Source organism: Xanthobacter tagetidis, assembly GCF_003667445.1.
In the GTDB taxonomy this organism is placed as follows: Bacteria; Pseudomonadota; Alphaproteobacteria; order Rhizobiales; family Xanthobacteraceae; genus Xanthobacter; species Xanthobacter tagetidis.
In genome coordinates, this window is record NZ_RCTF01000025.1 from 1 (window position 1) to 17,560 (window position 17,560).

17 protein-coding genes are annotated in these 17,560 nt (G+C 68.3%); 4 read left to right on the top strand and 13 right to left on the bottom strand.

The window, feature by feature from the left end; all coding sequences use genetic code 11:
• The 6 genes from D9R14_RS21225 to D9R14_RS21250 form a co-directional block, all read right to left on the bottom strand.
• Positions 1-127, bottom strand: a 127-nt coding sequence (locus tag D9R14_RS21225) for a GTP-binding protein (RefSeq protein ID WP_245420775.1), incomplete at its 3' end; no start/stop codon positions are given.
• A 65-nt stretch (positions 128-192) separates the two neighbouring features.
• The gene (fusA, locus tag D9R14_RS21230; protein ID WP_121625402.1) at positions 193-2,268 is read right to left on the bottom strand and encodes an elongation factor G; all 2,076 of its coding nucleotides are present in this window, start codon (positions 2,266-2,268) and stop codon (positions 193-195) included.
• 17 nt (positions 2,269-2,285) lie between these two features.
• Complete coding sequence (rpsG, locus tag D9R14_RS21235) at positions 2,286-2,756, bottom strand: 30S ribosomal protein S7 (RefSeq protein WP_121625404.1); 471 nt, start codon at positions 2,754-2,756, stop codon at positions 2,286-2,288.
• Between the two features lie 11 nt (positions 2,757-2,767).
• The gene (gene rpsL, locus D9R14_RS21240; RefSeq protein WP_012113697.1) at positions 2,768-3,139 is read right to left on the bottom strand and encodes a 30S ribosomal protein S12; all 372 of its coding nucleotides are present in this window, start codon (positions 3,137-3,139) and stop codon (positions 2,768-2,770) included.
• Positions 3,140-3,680: 541 nt separating this feature from the next.
• Positions 3,681-3,998: a quaternary ammonium compound efflux SMR transporter SugE gene (sugE, locus tag D9R14_RS21245; protein WP_121625406.1), complete on the bottom strand. Its 318-nt coding sequence runs from the start codon at positions 3,996-3,998 to the stop codon at positions 3,681-3,683.
• A 117-nt stretch (positions 3,999-4,115) separates the two neighbouring features.
• Positions 4,116-4,985, bottom strand: a complete 870-nt coding sequence (locus tag D9R14_RS21250; RefSeq protein ID WP_121625408.1) for a VOC family protein — start codon at positions 4,983-4,985, stop codon at positions 4,116-4,118.
• A gap of 560 nt (positions 4,986-5,545) precedes the next feature.
• Between D9R14_RS21250 and D9R14_RS21255 the strand changes: the two genes are divergently transcribed.
• A complete protein-coding gene (locus tag D9R14_RS21255) occupies positions 5,546-7,693 on the top strand; it encodes a sodium-translocating pyrophosphatase (protein ID WP_121625410.1) in 2,148 nt (715 codons plus the stop codon).
• A gap of 106 nt (positions 7,694-7,799) precedes the next feature.
• On the opposite strand, the gene D9R14_RS21260 is transcribed toward D9R14_RS21255, so the two are convergent.
• On the bottom strand, positions 7,800-8,333 hold the full coding sequence (locus D9R14_RS21260; RefSeq protein WP_121625412.1) for a Spy/CpxP family protein refolding chaperone: 534 nt from the start codon (positions 8,331-8,333) through the stop codon (positions 7,800-7,802).
• Between the two features lie 59 nt (positions 8,334-8,392).
• A complete protein-coding gene (locus D9R14_RS21265) occupies positions 8,393-8,704 on the bottom strand; it encodes a GCG_CRPN prefix-to-repeats domain-containing protein (RefSeq protein WP_184759698.1) in 312 nt (103 codons plus the stop codon).
• A gap of 234 nt (positions 8,705-8,938) precedes the next feature.
• On the opposite strand from D9R14_RS21265, the gene D9R14_RS21270 reads away from it, so the two are divergent.
• From D9R14_RS21270 to pyrG, 3 genes are all read left to right on the top strand, one after another.
• Complete coding sequence (locus D9R14_RS21270) at positions 8,939-10,237, top strand: NCS2 family permease (protein ID WP_121625463.1); 1,299 nt, start codon at positions 8,939-8,941, stop codon at positions 10,235-10,237.
• A gap of 98 nt (positions 10,238-10,335) precedes the next feature.
• The gene (gene secG, locus D9R14_RS21275) at positions 10,336-10,758 is read left to right on the top strand and encodes a preprotein translocase subunit SecG (protein ID WP_121625465.1); all 423 of its coding nucleotides are present in this window, start codon (positions 10,336-10,338) and stop codon (positions 10,756-10,758) included.
• 109 nt (positions 10,759-10,867) lie between these two features.
• Entirely contained in the window at positions 10,868-12,496 is a 1,629-nt protein-coding gene (gene pyrG / locus D9R14_RS21280; RefSeq protein ID WP_121625414.1) for a CTP synthase, read from the top strand.
• A gap of 89 nt (positions 12,497-12,585) precedes the next feature.
• On the opposite strand, the gene D9R14_RS21285 is transcribed toward pyrG, so the two are convergent.
• From D9R14_RS21285 to mce, 5 genes are all read right to left on the bottom strand, one after another.
• Positions 12,586-13,335, bottom strand: coding sequence for an ABC transporter ATP-binding protein (locus tag D9R14_RS21285; protein ID WP_121625416.1), 750 nt, complete (start codon positions 13,333-13,335; stop codon positions 12,586-12,588).
• Positions 13,335-14,633, bottom strand: coding sequence for a lipoprotein-releasing ABC transporter permease subunit (locus D9R14_RS21290; RefSeq protein ID WP_121625418.1), 1,299 nt, complete (start codon positions 14,631-14,633; stop codon positions 13,335-13,337). The genes D9R14_RS21285 and D9R14_RS21290 overlap by 1 nt, the downstream gene beginning before the upstream one ends.
• Positions 14,630-15,952, bottom strand: coding sequence for a proline--tRNA ligase (gene proS / locus D9R14_RS21295; protein WP_121625420.1), 1,323 nt, complete (start codon positions 15,950-15,952; stop codon positions 14,630-14,632). The genes D9R14_RS21290 and proS overlap by 4 nt, the downstream gene beginning before the upstream one ends.
• A gap of 896 nt (positions 15,953-16,848) precedes the next feature.
• On the bottom strand, positions 16,849-17,121 hold the full coding sequence (locus tag D9R14_RS21300; RefSeq protein ID WP_121625422.1) for a DUF1467 family protein: 273 nt from the start codon (positions 17,119-17,121) through the stop codon (positions 16,849-16,851).
• 4 nt (positions 17,122-17,125) lie between these two features.
• On the bottom strand, positions 17,126-17,530 hold the full coding sequence (mce, locus tag D9R14_RS21305; protein WP_121625424.1) for a methylmalonyl-CoA epimerase: 405 nt from the start codon (positions 17,528-17,530) through the stop codon (positions 17,126-17,128).
• Positions 17,531-17,560: the final 30 nt, after the last annotated feature.

Sequence of the window (17,560 nt, forward strand, 5' to 3'; positions counted from 1 at the left end):
TCGCGCCCCCAGACTCCGCCAGAATCTTCGTGATCGCAGCCGTCAGCGACGTCTTGCCATGGTCAACGTGACCAATGGTGCCGATGTTGCAGTGCGGCTTCGAACGGTTGAACTTCTCTTTGGCCATGGGACTCTCCGTTGGGTCTCTCTGGCGTGATCCGAAAGGGTGAAGTGAGGTTCAGGCCGACGCGATCACGCGTACTTGGCCTGGACCTCCTGGGCGACGTTCGACGGCACCTGCTCGTAGTGGTCGAACTGCATGGTGAACGTGGCGCGGCCCTGGCTGAAGGAGCGCAGGGTGTTCACATAGCCGAACATGTTGGCGAGCGGCACCATCGCGTTGATGACGTTGGCGTTGCCGCGCATGTCCTGGCCCTGGATCTGGCCACGGCGGGAGTTGAGGTCGCCGATCACCGATCCGGTGTAGTCCTCGGGGGTCACCACCTCGACCTTCATGATCGGCTCGAGCAGCACCGAGCCACCCTTCTGCAGGGCCTCGCGGAAGCCGGCGCGGGACGCGATCTCGAACGCGAGGGCGGACGAGTCCACCTCGTGGTAGGCGCCGTCGATGAGCGTCACCTTGACGTCCACCACCGGGAAGCCCGCCAGCACGCCGGCGCCGAGCACGCTCTCGAGGCCCTTCTGGACGCCCGGGATGTACTCCTTCGGCACCGCGCCGCCGACGATGGCGCTCTCGAAGGCGAAGCCCTTGCCCGCCTCGTTCGGCTCCACCACGAACTTCACCCGCGCGAACTGGCCGGTACCGCCGGTCTGCTTCTTGTGGGTGTAGTCCACCTCGGTCTTCTTCGTGAGGGTCTCACGATAGGCGACCTGGGGCGCACCGATGTTGGCGTCCACCTTGTAGGTGCGCTTCAGGATGTCGACCTTGATGTCGAGGTGCAGTTCGCCCATCCCCTTGAGGATGGTCTGGCCGCTCTCGAAGTCGGTCGACACGCGGAAGGACGGGTCCTCGGCGGCCAGCTTCGACAGGGCGATGCCCAGCTTCTCCTGGTCGGCCTTGGACTTCGGCTCGATCGCGATCTCGATGACCGGCTCGGGGAATTCCATCTTCTCCAGGATCACGGCCTTGGCCGGATCGCAGAGGGTATCGCCGGTGCGCACATCCTTGAGGCCGGCGAGGGCGACGATGTCGCCCGCATAGGCTTCCTTGATGTCTTCCCGGTTGTTGGCGTGCATCAGCAGCATCCGCCCGACGCGCTCACGCTTGTCGCGGGTGGAGTTGAGCAGGCCCATGCCGGTTTCCATCTTGCCGGCGTAGACGCGGCAGAAGGTGATGGTGCCGACGAACGGGTCGTCCATGATCTTGAACGCGAGGACGGAGGTCGGCTCTTCGTCCGAGGGAAGACGCACGGTGTCTTCCTCGGTCTTGAAGTCGATGCCCTTGATCGCGCCGCGATCGATGGGCGACGGCAGATAGTCCACCACCGCGTCGAGCAGAGGCTGGACGCCCTTGTTCTTGAAGGCCGAGCCGCAGAACACGGGATTGAACTTGCGGCCGATGACGGCGAGGCGGATCAGGCGCTTGAGGGTCGCCTCGTCCGGCTCGGTGCCGTCGAGATAGGCAGCCATGGCGTCGTCGTCGAGCTCGACGGCGGCTTCCACCAGCTTGTTGCGGTATTCGGCGGCCTTGTCGACGAGATCCGCGGGGATCTCCTCGTCATGGTACTTGGCGCCGAGGGCTTCATCTTCCCACACGACCGCCTTCATGCGGACGAGGTCGATGACGCCCTTGAAGTTGTTCTCGGAGCCGATCGGCAGCTGGCAGCACACCGGATTGCCGGCGACGCGGTCCACGATCATCTCGACGCAGCGGTAGAAGTCGGCGCCGATCTTGTCCATCTTGTTGACGAACACGATGCGCGGCACGTTGTACTTGTCCGCCTGGCGCCACACGGTCTCGGTCTGCGGCTCGACGCCCTGGTTGCCGTCCAGCACGCACACGGCGCCGTCGAGCACGCGGAGCGAGCGCTCCACCTCGATGGTGAAGTCCACGTGGCCGGGGGTGTCGATGATGTTCAGGCGCTTGCCCGCCCAGATGGCAGTCGTCGCGGCCGACGTGATGGTGATGCCGCGTTCCTGCTCCTGGGTCATCCAATCCATGGTGGCGGCGCCGTCATGGACTTCGCCGATCTTGTGGCTCTTGCCGGTGTAATAGAGGATCCGCTCGGTGGTCGTGGTCTTGCCGGCATCGATGTGGGCCATGATGCCGAAGTTGCGGTAGTCCTCGATCGCGTGAGTACGGGGCATGGCTCAGTCCTCTCCGATCACCAGCGATAATGCGAGAAGGCGCGGTTGGCTTCCGCCATCCGGTGCGTGTCTTCACGCTTCTTCACCGCGTTGCCGCGATTGTTGGCAGCATCGAGAAGCTCGGAGGAGAGACGCTCCACCATGGTCTTCTCGTTGCGGGCGCGGGCCGAGGCGATGAGCCAGCGGATGGCCAGGGTCTGGCGGCGCTCGGTGCGCACTTCCACGGGAACCTGGTAGGTCGCGCCGCCGACGCGGCGGGAGCGCACTTCCACCGCCGGCGCCACGTTCTCGAGCGCCTGGATGAACACGTCCACCGGATCGTGCTTGGCCTTCGCCTCGACCACGTCGAGGGCGCCATAGACGATGCCTTCGGCAACCGACTTCTTGCCGTCGCGCATGACGGAATTCATGAAGCGCGACAGGATGGTGGAGCCATACTTGGCGTCCGGGATGACTTCGCGGCGCTCGGCCTTGTGACGACGGGACATCGCTCAGATCCTCACTTCGGCCGCTTCGCGCCGTACTTCGAACGGCGCTGCTTGCGGTTCTTGACGCCCTGCGTGTCGAGCACGCCGCGCAGAATGTGGTAGCGCACGCCGGGAAGGTCCTTCACGCGGCCGCCGCGGATCATCACCACGGAGTGCTCCTGAAGGTTGTGACCCTCGCCGGGAATGTAGCCGATCACTTCGTAGCTGTTGGTGAGCCGCACCTTGGCGACCTTGCGAAGCGCCGAGTTCGGCTTCTTCGGGGTCGTGGTGTAGACGCGCGTGCAGACGCCGCGCTTCTGGGGGCTCGCCTGGAGCGCCGGCGCCTTGTCGCGGGCCTTCTGGGCCTCGCGCGGCTTGCGGATCAGCTGGTTGATCGTCGGCATGTACGCCTTCGCCTCGTCCTGCTTGCGGCCCAGGGCCGCTTCTTCTTCGGTTCGACGGCCCCGAGGGGCCGCCACGGTGGCCGCCCGAGAGCGGCCTCAAATACCCTTCGGCGCGACGGGATCCCGCCGGCCGCACCACGACGCAAAAGGCGCGGTCCACCGCCGAAGAGGGGCGGACGCGCCTTGTCGCGACAGAGGATCACAACGCTCGGTCCCCGAAGGGCGGCGCCGCGATCGTGCACCTGATGTTATCGCAGTGCTGTTCCTGGCAGCGTTTCGGCTCTCCAGGTCGGGACTTTCCAGGCTTCGGGTCGAAGCAGGGAATAAAGAACCGACCGCTCAGACGCCGACCGCCTGCCGCGAAAGTGGGCCGCTTCTAGCCGCAGAGTCGCTCTGCGTCAAGCCTGAGGCGGTACCACCCCAACAAAAAGCAGAGTTTCGCGCCATTTCCACCGGGTCCGGATGCCAAAAGGTGGCAGCAAAGGCGTCCGCCACCCCCTGCCCCGCTCCGGCACCGCGGCGATACGGCACGACGCCGGTATCAGGGGGTGACCAGCTTCAGCCCGACCAGCCCCACGGCGATCAGGCCGATGGAGGCGAGTCGCAGCATGTCGGTCGATTCGGAGAACACCGCGATACCGACGATGGCGGTGCCCACCGTGCCGATTCCCGCCCATACCGCATAAGCGGTGCCGATGGGGATCGACTTCAGCGACAGGCTGAGCAGGAACAGGCTAACGACGATGCTGACGACCGTGATGGCGCTCGGCCACAGGCGGGTGAAGCCGTCGGAATACTTCATGCCGATGGCCCAGCCCACTTCCAGGAGGCCGGCGACGAACAGATAGACCCAAGCCATGGGAGGAACGCTCCGCGGCGGGTCGTCCCGCCGGGTTCGAACGGATGGGGGCGGTCGTCCGCCCTGGCATTGAGTAAATAGTGTTTACCGAGGGGAATTAAAACCCCTGCCGGTCCCTCACACGTCGCGCTCGAACACGATGGCCGCGCCCAATGCGGCGCGCGGCGGCACCACCACCATGCCTTCGATCGCCTCTTCCACCATGCGGCGGGCGGCGAGCGCGCGGCGCAGTTCCGGCGCGCCGGTGGTGGCGAAGCGAACGGCGGCGAGGCGCAGCCCCTCGCCCACCGGCCCCGGCACGCCGTAGCGGTCGCTATAGAGCTGGCGGCTCATGAGGTCGATCTGTCCGCGCGGCGTCTGGCCGACGAACCAGCCTTCCGAGGCGCGGTTGACCGACACGCCGCTGACCGTGTCGAGGAACGGGATGTCGTCCACCGGGCTCTCGGACACCAGCACGATCCCGGCGAGGCCGGTCACGCCGTTGGCGTGGCGCTGCAGGTCGGCGGACCAGAAGTTCTCCGGCTTGCGCTGGAGGCAGGTGAAGGTGCCGAGATCGGGCGCCGTGGGCGATGCCGCGAAGGCGAGCGAAAAGGCGACGTCCACGTCCTGCCCGTCGGCGCGGCGCGCCTTGCGGGAGAAGTCCACGGTGTCGAACCCGCCGAAGCCGGCGGCGTCGAACTCAGCCTTGTCGGCCACAGGATCGCGGCCCTCGAACACGGCCATGGTGAGGCCTTCGCCATTGCGCTCCAGGAACGCCTTGTTGAAGGCGCCGAAGGAAAAGGCGGTCTCGGTCGCGGGCGGGATCTTCTCCGGCTCCACCACCTGGAGCAACTCGATGAAGAAGCCGTCGGTCTGGACGATACGGTTCTCGGTGCCGAAGGGATGGCGGTTGCGCGCGCCCACGGTGAATCCGAGCAGATCGTAGATCTCCCCCGCCGAATCGAGGTCACGAACGAGATGAACGACATGGTCGAGGCCACGACGCATAAGCGGGTCTCCCTCAGGCTGGGCCGGGCAGGCCGGCTCCATGGGGAGACGGGGGCCGCGGGCTTTCACGGGTGGGACGGCCAAGGCACTCCAATCAAAGGAGAACTTCATCCGGCCCCGGAAGTGCGCGTCGGCGCGAGCGGCACCATACGGGCTGCCGGCCCGGATTGGGACAAGAAAATGCGCCCATTTCGCCCCGATCGGTCGCGGCCCGCCCCTCTTTCGGCGGCAACTCCCCTGCGACCTGAGGGACTTGCGGACGGATACCTCCGGGCGAAAAAAGATGTTTCGATAAACCGGTGCCGATTAACGCAAATCGGACGGCTGGAGGGCCCGCCCCCCACCGCGGCGGTGCCTGCCGATGCGGCAGCGCGGCCGCCCGGGGGCCTCCGGACGGGAGCCGCCAGGTTCCGCCGCCGAGGCCGCCGCGTGTTCGCTGCCACGGCCCGCGTCCAATTGCTCCAATGTGGTCGAAAAGTGATCCAGCCCGTTGCGCGCGCGCGCGGCACCGCTCACACTTCCGCACCAACAAGAACAGGCTGGAAACAAAAGGTGGGAAAATGCTGGCTTTGCTATTGATTATCGTCTGCGGCCTGCTGGCCGTGGCCTACGGCGTATGGGCGGTGCGCGCCCTCATGGCCGCGGACGCGGGCACCGCCCGCATGCAGGAGATCGCCGCCGCCATCGCTGAGGGCGCGCAGGCGTATCTCAAGCGGCAGTACACGACCATCGGCATCGTGGGCGTCGTGATCTTCGTTCTCGTCGGCATCTTCCTCGGCTGGCTGGTGGCCGTGGGCTTCGCCATCGGCGCCATCCTCTCCGGCCTCGCCGGCTTCATCGGCATGAACGTCTCGGTCCGCGCCAACGTGCGCACCGCCCAGGCGGCGACCAAGTCGCTGGCGGGCGGCCTCGACCTCGCCTTCAAGGCGGGCGCGGTGACGGGCCTCCTGGTGGCCGGCCTCGCCCTGCTCGGCGTCACGGTCTATTACGCCGTGCTGGTGAAGGGGCTGGGCCTCGCCCCCAATTCCCGCACCGTGGTGGACGCGCTGGTGGCGCTCGGCTTCGGCGCGTCGCTGATCTCCATCTTCGCCCGTCTCGGCGGCGGCATCTTCACCAAAGGCGCTGACGTCGGCGGCGACCTCGTCGGCAAGGTGGAGGCCGGCATCCCCGAGGACGACCCGCGCAACCCCGCCACCATCGCCGATAACGTCGGCGACAATGTCGGCGACTGCGCCGGCATGGCGGCCGACCTGTTCGAGACTTATGCGGTGACGGTGGTCGCCACCATGGTGCTGGCCGCGATCTTCTTCGCCGCCACCCCGGCGCTGCTCGACACCATGATCATCTACCCGCTCGCCATCGGCGGCGCGTGCATCCTCACCTCCATCGCCGGCACCTTCTTCGTGCGGCTGGGGCCGACCTCCTCGATCATGGGCGCGCTCTATAAGGGCCTCATGGCGACGGCCGGCTTCTCGGTTCTCGCGCTGGCGCTGGTGACCTGGCTGCTGCCCGGCTTCGGCCCCATCGGCACCACCGGCTACACCGGCACGAGCCTGTTCATCAGCGGCCTCGTGGGCCTCGCGGTGACCGGCGCCATCGTCGTCATCACCGAATACTACACCGGCACCGGCTATCGCCCGGTGGTGTCCATCGCCCAGTCCTCGGTGACGGGCCATGGCACCAACATCATCCAGGGTCTCGCGGTCTCGCTCGAATCGACCGCGCTGCCCACCATCGTCATCATCGCCGGCATCCTGGTGGCCTACGGCCTCGCCGGCCTGTTCGGCATCGCCATCGCCGCCACCACCATGCTCGGCGTCGCAGGCATGATCGTCGCGCTCGATGCCTTCGGCCCGGTGACGGACAATGCCGGTGGCATCGCAGAGATGGCGGGCCTGCCCAAGGAGGTGCGCCAGTCCACCGACGCGCTCGACGCGGTGGGCAACACCACCAAGGCCGTGACCAAGGGCTATGCCATCGGCTCCGCGGGCCTCGGCGCGCTGGTGCTGTTCGCGGCCTACAGCCAGGACCTCAAGTACTTCGTCGCCCAGGCGGCGCCCGGCAGCTACTTCGCCGGCGTGGCGCCGAACTTCTCGCTGGAGAACCCGTACGTGGTGGTGGGCCTGCTGTTCGGCGGCCTCCTGCCCTATTTGTTCGGCGCCATGGGCATGACGGCGGTGGGCCGCGCGGCCGGCGCCATCGTCGAGGAGGTGCGCCGGCAGTTCCGCGAGAAGCCGGGCATCATGGCCGGCACCGAGAAGCCGGACTATTCCCGCGCGGTGGACATGCTCACCAAGGCGGCGATCAAGGAGATGATCATCCCCTCGCTGCTGCCGGTGCTCTCGCCCATCGTCTGCTACTTCGTCATCTACTTCGTGGCGGGCGGCGGCGCGGCGGGCAAGTCGGCGGCCTTCTCGGCCCTCGGCGCCATGCTGCTGGGCGTGATCGTCACCGGCCTGTTCGTCGCCATCTCCATGACCTCGGGCGGCGGCGCGTGGGACAATGCCAAGAAGTCGTTCGAGGACGGCTTCGTGGACAAGGACGGCGTGCGCCACATGAAGGGCTCGGAGGCGCACAAGGCCTCCGTGACCGGCGACACCGTGGGCGATCCCTACAAGGACACGGCGGGCCCCGCCGTGAACCCGATGATCAAGATCACCAACATCGTGGCGCTGCTGCTGCTGGCGGTGCTGGGCCACGGCGGATGACGTCCGGCCGGCGGCGGCCCGCTTCGCCGCCGGCTCTCATCCGCATCCCGAAACAAAAAAGCGCCCGGCACTGCCGGGCGCTTTCATTTCGGGACCGGCGCGGGTCTCAGCCCTGCTCTTCCTCGAAGATCCAGAGCGAGCTGGACGGCGGCCCGCCGGGCGCGTCGACGAGGCCCAGGAACACCGGGATGCGGTGCTTCTGCTGCGGCGTCAGCGAGGCGACGAAGGGCTTCGCAGCGGCGATGAACGCCTTGAGGTCCGCCGCGCGGGCGGCCTCGGCATCGGCCACCTCTTCCAGCGCGGCCAGGAAGTCGGCGGGCGGCGGCGCGCTGAAGCGCTTCTCGCGCCGCTGGGCGGAGTTGCGGGCGATGTCGCGGATCGCCTTCTCCAGCGGCGCCCAGAGCTTTTCCTGCTCGGGGGTCAGCTCGACCACCGTCTTCAGCGCGGCGATGCGGGCATTGCGGATGGCGCGGGCGTCCTCCTCCGTGAAGGGTGGAGACGCCAGCGCCGGGTCGGCGGGCTGCGCGGCGGCGGCCGGTGCGCTGGCCGGCGCGTTCTGGGCCGCGGCCGGGCCGGCGGCCGTCACGGCGATGAGGCCGGTCAGGCCGAGCGCCGCAAGGCGCGAGGAAAGACGGATCATGGGTGTCTCATGTCGCTGGGGTTGAACCTGGGCACGCCCGTTCGGGCCGCGTCCGCGCATCAATACTTGTAGCCGCCGCCGGGCAGCGGCCCGTGATAGGGCGTGTCGCGGCAATGGCCCCAGGGCCCGCGCCAGTATCCGGGCGGGCAGCCCTGTGGCGTCAGATACGGCCCCGGCACCACCACCGGCCGGCCGTAATAGCCGTAGCGGCAGCCGCCCCACGGGCCGCGCCAGCCGCCATAACCACAGCCCTGGGCAACCAGTGTCGGGCCGGCATCGGCCGGAGCGGGCAGCGCCGGAAAGGCGCCGGCACCGACGGTGGCGGCGGCCAGGATCGGCACCGCCAGCAGAAGGCTCGCGAGAGTACGCATCTTGGAGTCCTCTCCAGACATCAGTTGGGAATATGGGAGTCGGCAACGACGACTGGTAAAATTCTATGGGCTCCGGCCGGCGTCAATGGACGCGCGCGTCCCCCGCACAAATTGTCACGATCCGATGCGCCCATGGCGCGCTTTTCCTGCTGAAACGGTGCCGCGGCCCTTCTCGTTTCACGGCCGCCGGAGAATATTCGGGGTCGGATGGGCTGTGCCGGCACGGGGGCGCGCATGCGGACGACACTGGAGCGCCTGTTCGGGCTCGGCGCGAACGGAACCTCGGTCCCGATCGAGCTTGCCGCCGGGCTCACCACCTTCCTCACCATGAGCTACATCCTGGTGGTGAACCCGCAGATCCTCGCCGCCGCGGGCATCGACCGTGGCGCAGCCTTCACCGCCACGTGCCTGGCCGCCGCGCTCGGCTCGCTCGCCATGGGGCTGATCGCCAACTATCCCATCGCCCTCGCCCCGGGCATGGGGATCAACGCCTATTTCACCTACACCGTGGTGCTGGGCATGGGCGTGCCCTGGCAGACCGCGCTCGGCGCGGTGTTCCTCTCCGGCGTCGCCTTCCTGCTGGTGAGCGTGCTCAAGGTGCGCGAATGGCTGGTGAATTCCATCCCGCTCTCGCTCAAGCTCGGCATCGGCGCGGGGATCGGCCTGTTCCTCGGGCTGCTCGGCTTCCAGGGCATGGGCCTCGTGGTGGCGAAGCCCGCCACCATGATCGGGCTCGGCGACGTCGCCGATCCGAAGGTGCTCATCGCCTGCGGCGGCTTCGTGCTGATGGCCGGGCTTGCCGCGCGCCAGGTGCCCGGCGCGATCCTCATCGCCGTGGCTGCCGCGACGCTGGCCGGCGTCCCGCTCGGGCTGACCCTGTTCTCGGGCGTGGTCTCGGCCCCGCCCTCGCTCGCGCCGACCTTGCTCCAGCTCGACCTTGCCGGCGCGCTGAAGCTCTCCATGGCAAGCGTGGTGTTCGCCTTCTTCCTGGTGGGACTGCTCGACAATATGGGCACGCTCATCGCCACGATCGGCCGCGCCGGACTGATGCGCGCGGACGGCACGGTGCCCCGGCTCGGCCGGGTGATGCTGGCCGATTCGGGCGGCGCCATGGTGGGCGCGGTGCTGGGCACCTCGAACACGGTCTCCTACATCGAGAGCGCCTCCGGCATCGCCGCGGGCGGGCGCACGGGCCTTGCCAGCGTGGCGACGGCGGGCCTGTTCCTCGCCTGCCTGTTCATCGCGCCGCTGGCGCTGGCGGTGCCGGCCTTCGCCACCGCGCCGGCGCTGGTGTTCGTCGCCCTCGCCATGATGGCGCCGCTCAAGGACCTGCCCTGGGACGATCCGGCGGAGGCGCTGCCGGCGGCATTGACCGCGCTCGGCATCGTCTTCACCTTCTCCATCGCCACGGGCATCGGCCTCGGCTTCATCGCCTATGCGGCGGTGAAGCTGATCGCGGGGCGCGGGCGCGAGGTGAGCGGCGCGGTCTGGGCGATCGCGCTCGCCTCGGCGCTGCTGATGGCGGTGGAGTAGAACCGGCCGGCGGCGATACCCTTCCATCCCGCGGCGGGATCGTGTAACACGCCCCCGACGACGCACCCGGCGAGCCGGGCGCGAACATGATGGATTCCATGCAGACCGTTCTGATTGTGATTCACCTGATGGTGGTGCTCGCGCTTATCGGCGTGGTGCTCATCCAGCGCTCCGAGGGCGGTGGACTGGGCATCGGCGGCGGGGGCGGCGGTGGTGGCGGCGGCGGATTCTTCACCGCGCGCGGCTCGGCCAACGTGCTCACGCGGGCGACGGCCATCCTCGCGGTGATGTTCTTCATCACCTCGCTGGCGCTGACCATCAATGCCGGCTGGCACCGCGCGCCGCGCTCGATCCTGCCGACCACCGCGCCCTCGGGCCCGCAGGTGCCTCAGAGCGGCGGCTCCATCCTCGACCAGATTCGCCCGCAAGGCGGCGCTCCGGCTGCGCCCGGCGCGCCCGCGGCGCCCGCCCCGGCGGCGCCCGCGGCCCCCTCGGGCCCGGCCGTTCCCCAGTCCCAGTGACCCGGTCGCGCCCCGAAACGGGCGCGGCCCCCATTCTCCACAGGCGAGGCGGGGCCGTCGCGGCTTCGCCCTCGCCGAATCGCGTTTGCACGAGGTAAGGTCGGGGCCCATGGCGCGCTACATCTTCATCACAGGCGGCGTCGTGTCCTCCCTCGGCAAGGGCCTCGCCTCCGCGGCGCTGGGCGCCCTGCTCCAGGCGCGCGGATACACGGTCCGCCTGCGCAAGCTCGACCCGTATCTCAACGTGGATCCGGGCACCATGAGCCCGTACCAGCACGGCGAGGTGTTCGTCACCGACGACGGCGCGGAGACCGACCTCGACCTCGGGCACTATGAGCGGTTCACCGGCCACCCGGCGACCCGGCAGGACAACATCACCACCGGCCGCATCTATCAGGACATCCTGACCAAGGAGCGCCGCGGCGACTATCTCGGCGCCACCATCCAGGTGATCCCCCACGTCACCAACGCCATCAAGGACTTCGTCCTGGAGGGCAATGAGGGCTTCGACTTCGTGCTGATCGAGGTCGGCGGCACGGTGGGCGACATCGAGGGCCTGCCCTTCTTCGAGGCCACCCGCCAGCTGAAGAACGAGCTGCCGCGCGGCCACGCCATCTTCATCCACCTCACGCTGCTGCCCTACATCCCCTCCGCCGGCGAGTTGAAGACCAAGCCGACTCAGCATTCGGTGAAGGAGCTGCGCTCCATCGGCATCCAGCCCGACATCCTGCTGTGCCGCACCGACCGGGAGATCCCGCGCGAGGAGCGCAGGAAGCTCTCGCTGTTCTGCAACGTGCGGGAAAGCGCGGTGATCGAGGCGCGCGACGTGGACAACATCTACGCCGTGCCGTCCGCCTATCACGCCGAAGGGCTCGACAAGGAGGTGCTCGCCGCCTTCCACATCGAGCCGGCGCCGGCGCCGAACCTCAAGCGCTGGACCGACATCGAGACCCGCGTGCGCAACCCCGAGGGCGAGGTCACCATCGCCATCGTCGGCAAGTACACGGGCCTGAAGGATGCCTACAAGTCGCTGATCGAGGCGCTCGCTCATGGCGGCATCGCCAACAAGGTGAAGGTGAACCTCGACTGGATCGAGAGCGAGACCTTCGAGCGCGAGGATCCCGCCCCGTTCCTGGAGCACGTGCACGGCATCCTGGTGCCCGGCGGCTTCGGCCAGCGCGGGGCCGAGGGCAAGATCCGCGCGGCCCAGTTCGCGCGCGAGCGGGCGGTGCCCTATTTCGGCATCTGCTTCGGCATGCAGATGGCGGTGATCGAGGCGGCGCGGAACCTCGCCGGCGTCGTGGCGGCCAATTCCACCGAGTTCGGCCCCACCAACGAGCCCGTCGTCGGCCTGCTCACCGAATGGATGCGCGGCAACGAGCTGGAGAAGCGCAACGCGGCCGGCGACCTCGGCGGCACCATGCGCCTTGGCGCCTATCCGGCGCACCTGGAGAGCGGCAGCCGGGTGGAGGGCGTCTATGGCAAGGGCGACATCTTCGAGCGCCACCGCCACCGCTACGAGGTGAACACCGCCTATCGCGAGCGGCTGGAGGAGCACGGCCTGAAGTTCTCCGGCATGTCGCCGGACGGGCTCCTGCCGGAGATCGTGGAATATTCCAACCACCCCTGGTTCATCGGCGTGCAGTTCCATCCGGAGCTGAAGTCGCGTCCGTTCGAGCCGCACCCGCTGTTCGCCTCGTTCGTGGGCGCGGCGAAGAACCAGAGCCGGCTGGTGTGAGCGCGCGGGCGGCCGAGGCTGCCCCGCCATCTCCCCTCTGCCCTGCCCTGTTATGCCCCAGCCCGCGCCTGAAGCGCGGCCGGCCGGGCTCAGGCGAGCTCCACCACCTTGCCCTCGCGCAGCGTGACGCGCCGGTCCATGCGGCTCGCCAGCTCCAGATTGTGGGTGGCGATCAGCGCCGCGACGCCGGTGGCGCGCACCAGCTCGGTGAGCGCGCCGAAGACATGGTCCGACGTCTTGGGATCGAGGTTGCCGGTGGGCTCGTCCGCCAGCAGCAGGCGCGGGGCGTTGGCGAGCGCGCGGGCGATGGCGACGCGCTGCTGCTCGCCGCCCGAGAGCTCCGAGGGCCGGTGCGTGAGCCGCGCGGCGAGGCCGAGATAGGTCAGCATCTCCTTGGCCCGCTCCTCCGCCTTGGCGCGGGAGAGGCCGCGGATCAGCTGCGGCATGGCCACGTTCTCCAGCGCCGAGAACTCTCCCAGCAGATGGTGGAACTGGTAGATGAAGCCGATGTTGAGGCGCCGCAGCCGCGTGCGCTCGCGGTCGGCGAGCCGCGCCGTTGAGGTTCCGGCGATGAACACCTCGCCCTCGTCGGAATGCTCCAGCAGGCCGGCGATGTGCAGCAGCGTGGACTTGCCCGAACCGGAGGGCGCCACCAGCGCCACCGACTGGCCCGGCGCCACCTTCAGGTCGACCCCGCGCAGGATCTCCAGCGCCTGGGCCCCCTGGGCGTAGCGCCGCTTGACGCCGGCGAGCAGCAGCGCCGGCTCGCGCTTCTCGCCGCCGCCCGGCCCGCCGGGCGGCGTGGGCTGCGGCGCGCGGGTCTCCACCGGCTGATCCATCACTCGTACCTCAGGGCTTCGACCGGATCGAGCCGGGCGGCCCGCCAGGAGGGATAGAGCGTGGCCAGCAGCGACAGCACCAGCGCCATGACCACCACCGAGGTGGTCTCGCTGATGTTCATCTGCGCCGGCAGGCGGCTGAGGTAGTACAGCTCGGGCGAGAACAGCTCGGTGGCGGTGAGCCAGGAGATGAACTGACGGATGGTCTCGATGTTGAGGCACACCACCACGCCGAGCACCAGCCCCACGAAGGTGCCCACCACGCCGATGGCGGCGCCCGTGATCAGGAACACCCGCATGATCGCCCCCTGGGTCGCGCCCATGGTGCGCAGGATGGCGATGTCGTGGCCCTTGTCCTTCACCAGCATGATGAGGCCGGAGACGATGTTGAGCGCCGCCACCAGCACGATCAGCGTCAGGATCAGGAACATCACGTTGCGCTCCACCTGGAGCGCGTTGAAGAAGGTGGCGTTGCGCCGCCGCCAGTCCACGAGGTAGACGGGCCGCTGCGCCGCCGCCTGGATGGCGCCGCGCAGTTCCTCCACATCGTCGGGATTGTCGACGTAGATCTCCACCGCGTTCACGTCGCTGTTGCGGTTGAAATAGGCCTGCGCCTCCGGCAGCGGCATGAAGACGAAGGCCGAATCGTACTCCGACATGCCGATCTCGAAGATCGCGGCCACCTTGTAGACCTTGATGCGCGGCGAGGTGCCCATGGGCGTCACCGCCCCGCGCGGCGCCACCAGCGTGATGTTGTCGCCCACCCGGAGTGAGAGCTGGTCGGCGAGGCGCTTGCCGATAGCGAGGCCCTGGCCGCGATCGAAATTCTCCAGCGTGCCGGAGATGATGTGGTGCGAGACCGAGGGCAGGCCGCGCAGGTTCTGCTCGCTCATGCCGCGCACCAGCACGCCGGAGGCGCCGAACGGCGATGAGGCCAGCGCCTGCCCCTCCACCAGCGGCACCGCGAGCCGCACCCCGTTGAGCTTGGAGATGCGCTCGGCCACCGCCTGGTAGTCGGTGAGCGGAGATTCGAGCGGCTGCATCAGCACATGGCCGTTGAGGCCGAGGATCTTGGACAGAAGCTCCTGGCGGAAGCCGTTCATCACCGCCATGACGATGATGAGCGTCGCCACGCCGAGCACGATGCCGAGGAAGGAGAAGCCGGCGATGACCGAGATGAAGCCCTCCTTGCGGCGCGCCCGGAGGTAGCGCAGCGAGAGCATCCATTCGAAGGGGGCGAAGGGCCGCGTGCCCGTCGTCTCGGTGGGTGCGCTGGTCTCGACCCGGCCTTCACTCATGCCTTCAGCCTCTCCACCAAATCGGCGGGCGACAGCAGCTCGCGCGATCCGTCGGCCCGGCGCTTCAGCTCCACCTTGCCCTCCGCGAGGCTTTTCGGCCCCACCAGAACCTGCCAGGGAAGGCCGATGAGGTCGGCGGTGGCGAACTTGGCGCCGGCGCGCTCTTCCGTGTCGTCGTACAGCACATCGTAGCCCAGGCCGGTAAGCGTCGCGTAAAGCTCGCCGCAGGCCGCATCCGTGGCGCTGTCCCCGGTCTTCAGGTTGAGGATGCCCACGTCGAACGGGGCGACGGCGTCCGGCCACACGATGCCGGCCTCGTCATGGGAGGCCTCGATCATGGCCGCCACGAGGCGCGAGGGGCCGATGCCATAGGAGCCCATGTGGATCACGTGCTCCTTGCCGTCCGGCCCGAGGACCTTGGCGCCGAAGGGCTCGGAATATTTGGTGCCGAAATAGAAGATGTGACCCACCTCGATGCCGCGCGCCGCCATGCGCCGCGCCTCGGGGATGGCGGCGAACGCCGCCTCGTCGTGCTTCTCCGATGTGGCGGCATAAAGGCTGGTCCACTGGTCGAACAGGCCCTGGAGGCCGGCCTTGTCGTCGAAGTCGAGGCTGGCCGGCGGCGGCGCCATGTCCAGATAGTCGCCGTGGCAGAACACCTCGCTCTCGCCGGTGGAGGCGAGGATGATGAATTCGTGGCTGAGGTTGCCGCCGATCGGGCCGGTATCGGCCACCATGGGGATGGCCTTGAGCCCCATGCGCGCGAAAGTGCGCAGATAGGCGACGAACATCTTGTTGTAGGAGTGCCGCGCCCCCGCCTGGTCGAGGTCGAACGAATAGGCGTCCTTCATCAGGAACTCGCGCGAGCGGTAGACGCCGAAGCGCGGGCGCACCTCGTCCCGGAACTTCCACTGGATATGGTAGAGGTTGAGTGGCAGCGCCTTGTAGGATTTCACATAGGCGCGCACGATCTCGGTGATCATCTCCTCATTGGTCGGCCCGAACAGCATGTCGCGCTCGTGCCGGTCCTTGATGCGCAGCATCTCCTTGCCGTAGTCGTCGTAGCGGCCGCTCTCGCGCCACAGGTCCGCCGACTGGATGGTGGGCATCAGCATCTCGATGGCGCCGGCCCGGTTCTGCTCCTCGCGGATGATGTTGCACACCTTGTTGAGCACACGGTGGCCGAGCGGCAGCCAGGCATAGATGCCCGCCGCCTCCTGGCGGATCATGCCGGCGCGCAGCATCAGCCGGTGGGAGACGATCTCCGCCTCCTTGGGCACCTCGCGCAGGATGGGAAGGAAATAACGGGAGAGGCGCATCGGTCGTCCCTGGCGTGCGAGGGGAAGGTGGGCCGCAGAGAAACCGGAACCGGCCGCGAAACACAAGAGCGATGGCCCGCGCGCCACACCTTTCGCCGCCCGCGCCCCGCCCCGCGGGGCCGCGCGCCGGACGGGAAGGACCGCGCAACCGCTCGCTCATATTGCATTGCAGCGAACGGTTATTGCGGCGCAAGGATGACAAGCGACAGATTCTTGTTCTAACGTGTGGCCGCATAAGAAAGGGGATCGTCACCGCAGCCTCTGGCCGGTGAAATTGGTCCAGGTCTCGGGAGGAATCGACAAAAATCGCCGACCGATGACCACCTTGCGGGGGTCCAACACGGAATCGGCATTGCGGATCGTCCTTTTGACGCGAGAAGGAAGCTTAGACTTCCAGGCGTCGCTCAGGAGCCGTGAACGAAAAAGGCGAGACCTTCCGGGTCTCGCCTTTGTTTTTTGTCCCGCGCCCCGGACAAGCGACGACGCAGCCGGAGCGCCGATCCGGGGCCCAGCGCAGGACTCCTGCGCAGCAGGCAATGCCAATATCCCGACGCTGTATCGAGCCCCTGCCGCCAGCCGGAATGAGCCGCCTTCGGCGAACTCTTGCGCTGGGCCCCGGCTCGCATTCCGCTGGCGCTGCATGCGTCCGGGGCACGAGGGCGGAGTCAATCCCCGCGCCGCCACGGCACAGCCGGCGCCGCACCCCGGACAAGCGACGGCGCAGCCGAAGCGCCGATCCGGGGCCCAGCGCAGGACTCCTGCGAAGCAGGGAATGCCAATATCCCGACGCTGTATCGAGCCCCTGCCGCCAGCCGGAATGAGCAGCCTTCGGCGAACTCTTGCGCTGGGCCCCGGCTCGCATTCCGATGACGCTGCATGCGTCCGGGGAGCGTGCCTCAGAGCGGGCGGGTGTCGAACGGCATGGGGAAGTCGTCCATCGACACCACGCCGCTGGTGACGAGATAGATCAGGCCGCCTGTGATGATCGCGGCGACCACCGTGGTGGCGATCAGCTTCTTCAGCAGCAGCGGGCGCACCGGGGCGCCGGGGTCAGTGCCGGGGGTGATGTCGGCGCTCTCCGCCTGCGAGCGCACGCCCCACGGCAGCACCGCGAACAGCGTCACCCACCAGACGATGAAATAGATGGCGAGGAAGGTCAGCGGGCTCACGGGATCACGCCTGTTCCAGCTCCACGAGCGTGCCGTTGAAGTCCTTCGGGTGAAGGAACAGCACCGGCTTGCCGTGGGCACCGATCTTCGGCTCGCCGGTGCCGAGCACCCGCGCGCCATTGGCCTTGAGCTGGTCGCGGGCCGCCAGGATGTCGTCCACCTCGTAGCAGATGTGGTGGATGCCGCCGTCCGGGTTGCGCTCCAGGAACTTCAGGATCGGGGAGTCGGCGCCGAGCGGCTCCAGGAACTCGATCTTGGTGTTCGGCAGATGGACGAACACGGTGGTGACGCCGTGCTCCACCTGGGGCACCGCCTCGGACACCTCAGCCCCCAGCGTGTCGCGATAGAGGGCGGCGGCGGCGGAAAGGTCGCGCACCGCGATGGCCACGTGGTTCAGCCGTCCGATCATGATCCCCTCCTCGCGTCGCGCGCCGATGTC

Excerpts from the sequence above, each read along its gene's own strand:
- fusA (WP_121625402.1), bottom strand. The coding sequence starts at position 2,268 with ATGCCCCGTACTCACGCGATCGAGGACTACCGCAACTTCGGCATCATG.
- rpsG (WP_121625404.1), bottom strand. The coding sequence starts at position 2,756 with ATGTCCCGTCGTCACAAGGCCGAGCGCCGCGAAGTCATCCCGGACGCC.
- rpsL (WP_012113697.1), bottom strand. The coding sequence starts at position 3,139 with ATGCCGACGATCAACCAGCTGATCCGCAAGCCGCGCGAGGCCCAGAAG.
- sugE (WP_121625406.1), bottom strand. The coding sequence starts at position 3,998 with ATGGCTTGGGTCTATCTGTTCGTCGCCGGCCTCCTGGAAGTGGGCTGG.
- D9R14_RS21250 (WP_121625408.1), bottom strand. The coding sequence starts at position 4,985 with ATGCGTCGTGGCCTCGACCATGTCGTTCATCTCGTTCGTGACCTCGAT.
- D9R14_RS21255 (WP_121625410.1), top strand. The coding sequence starts at position 5,546 with ATGCTGGCTTTGCTATTGATTATCGTCTGCGGCCTGCTGGCCGTGGCC.
- D9R14_RS21260 (WP_121625412.1), bottom strand. The coding sequence starts at position 8,333 with ATGATCCGTCTTTCCTCGCGCCTTGCGGCGCTCGGCCTGACCGGCCTC.
- D9R14_RS21265 (WP_184759698.1), bottom strand. The coding sequence starts at position 8,704 with ATGCGTACTCTCGCGAGCCTTCTGCTGGCGGTGCCGATCCTGGCCGCC.
- D9R14_RS21270 (WP_121625463.1), top strand. The coding sequence starts at position 8,939 with ATGCGGACGACACTGGAGCGCCTGTTCGGGCTCGGCGCGAACGGAACC.
- secG (WP_121625465.1), top strand. The coding sequence starts at position 10,336 with ATGCAGACCGTTCTGATTGTGATTCACCTGATGGTGGTGCTCGCGCTT.
- pyrG (WP_121625414.1), top strand. The coding sequence starts at position 10,868 with ATGGCGCGCTACATCTTCATCACAGGCGGCGTCGTGTCCTCCCTCGGC.
- D9R14_RS21285 (WP_121625416.1), bottom strand. The coding sequence starts at position 13,335 with ATGGATCAGCCGGTGGAGACCCGCGCGCCGCAGCCCACGCCGCCCGGC.
- D9R14_RS21290 (WP_121625418.1), bottom strand. The coding sequence starts at position 14,633 with ATGAGTGAAGGCCGGGTCGAGACCAGCGCACCCACCGAGACGACGGGC.
- proS (WP_121625420.1), bottom strand. The coding sequence starts at position 15,952 with ATGCGCCTCTCCCGTTATTTCCTTCCCATCCTGCGCGAGGTGCCCAAG.
- mce (WP_121625424.1), bottom strand. The coding sequence starts at position 17,530 with ATGATCGGACGGCTGAACCACGTGGCCATCGCGGTGCGCGACCTTTCC.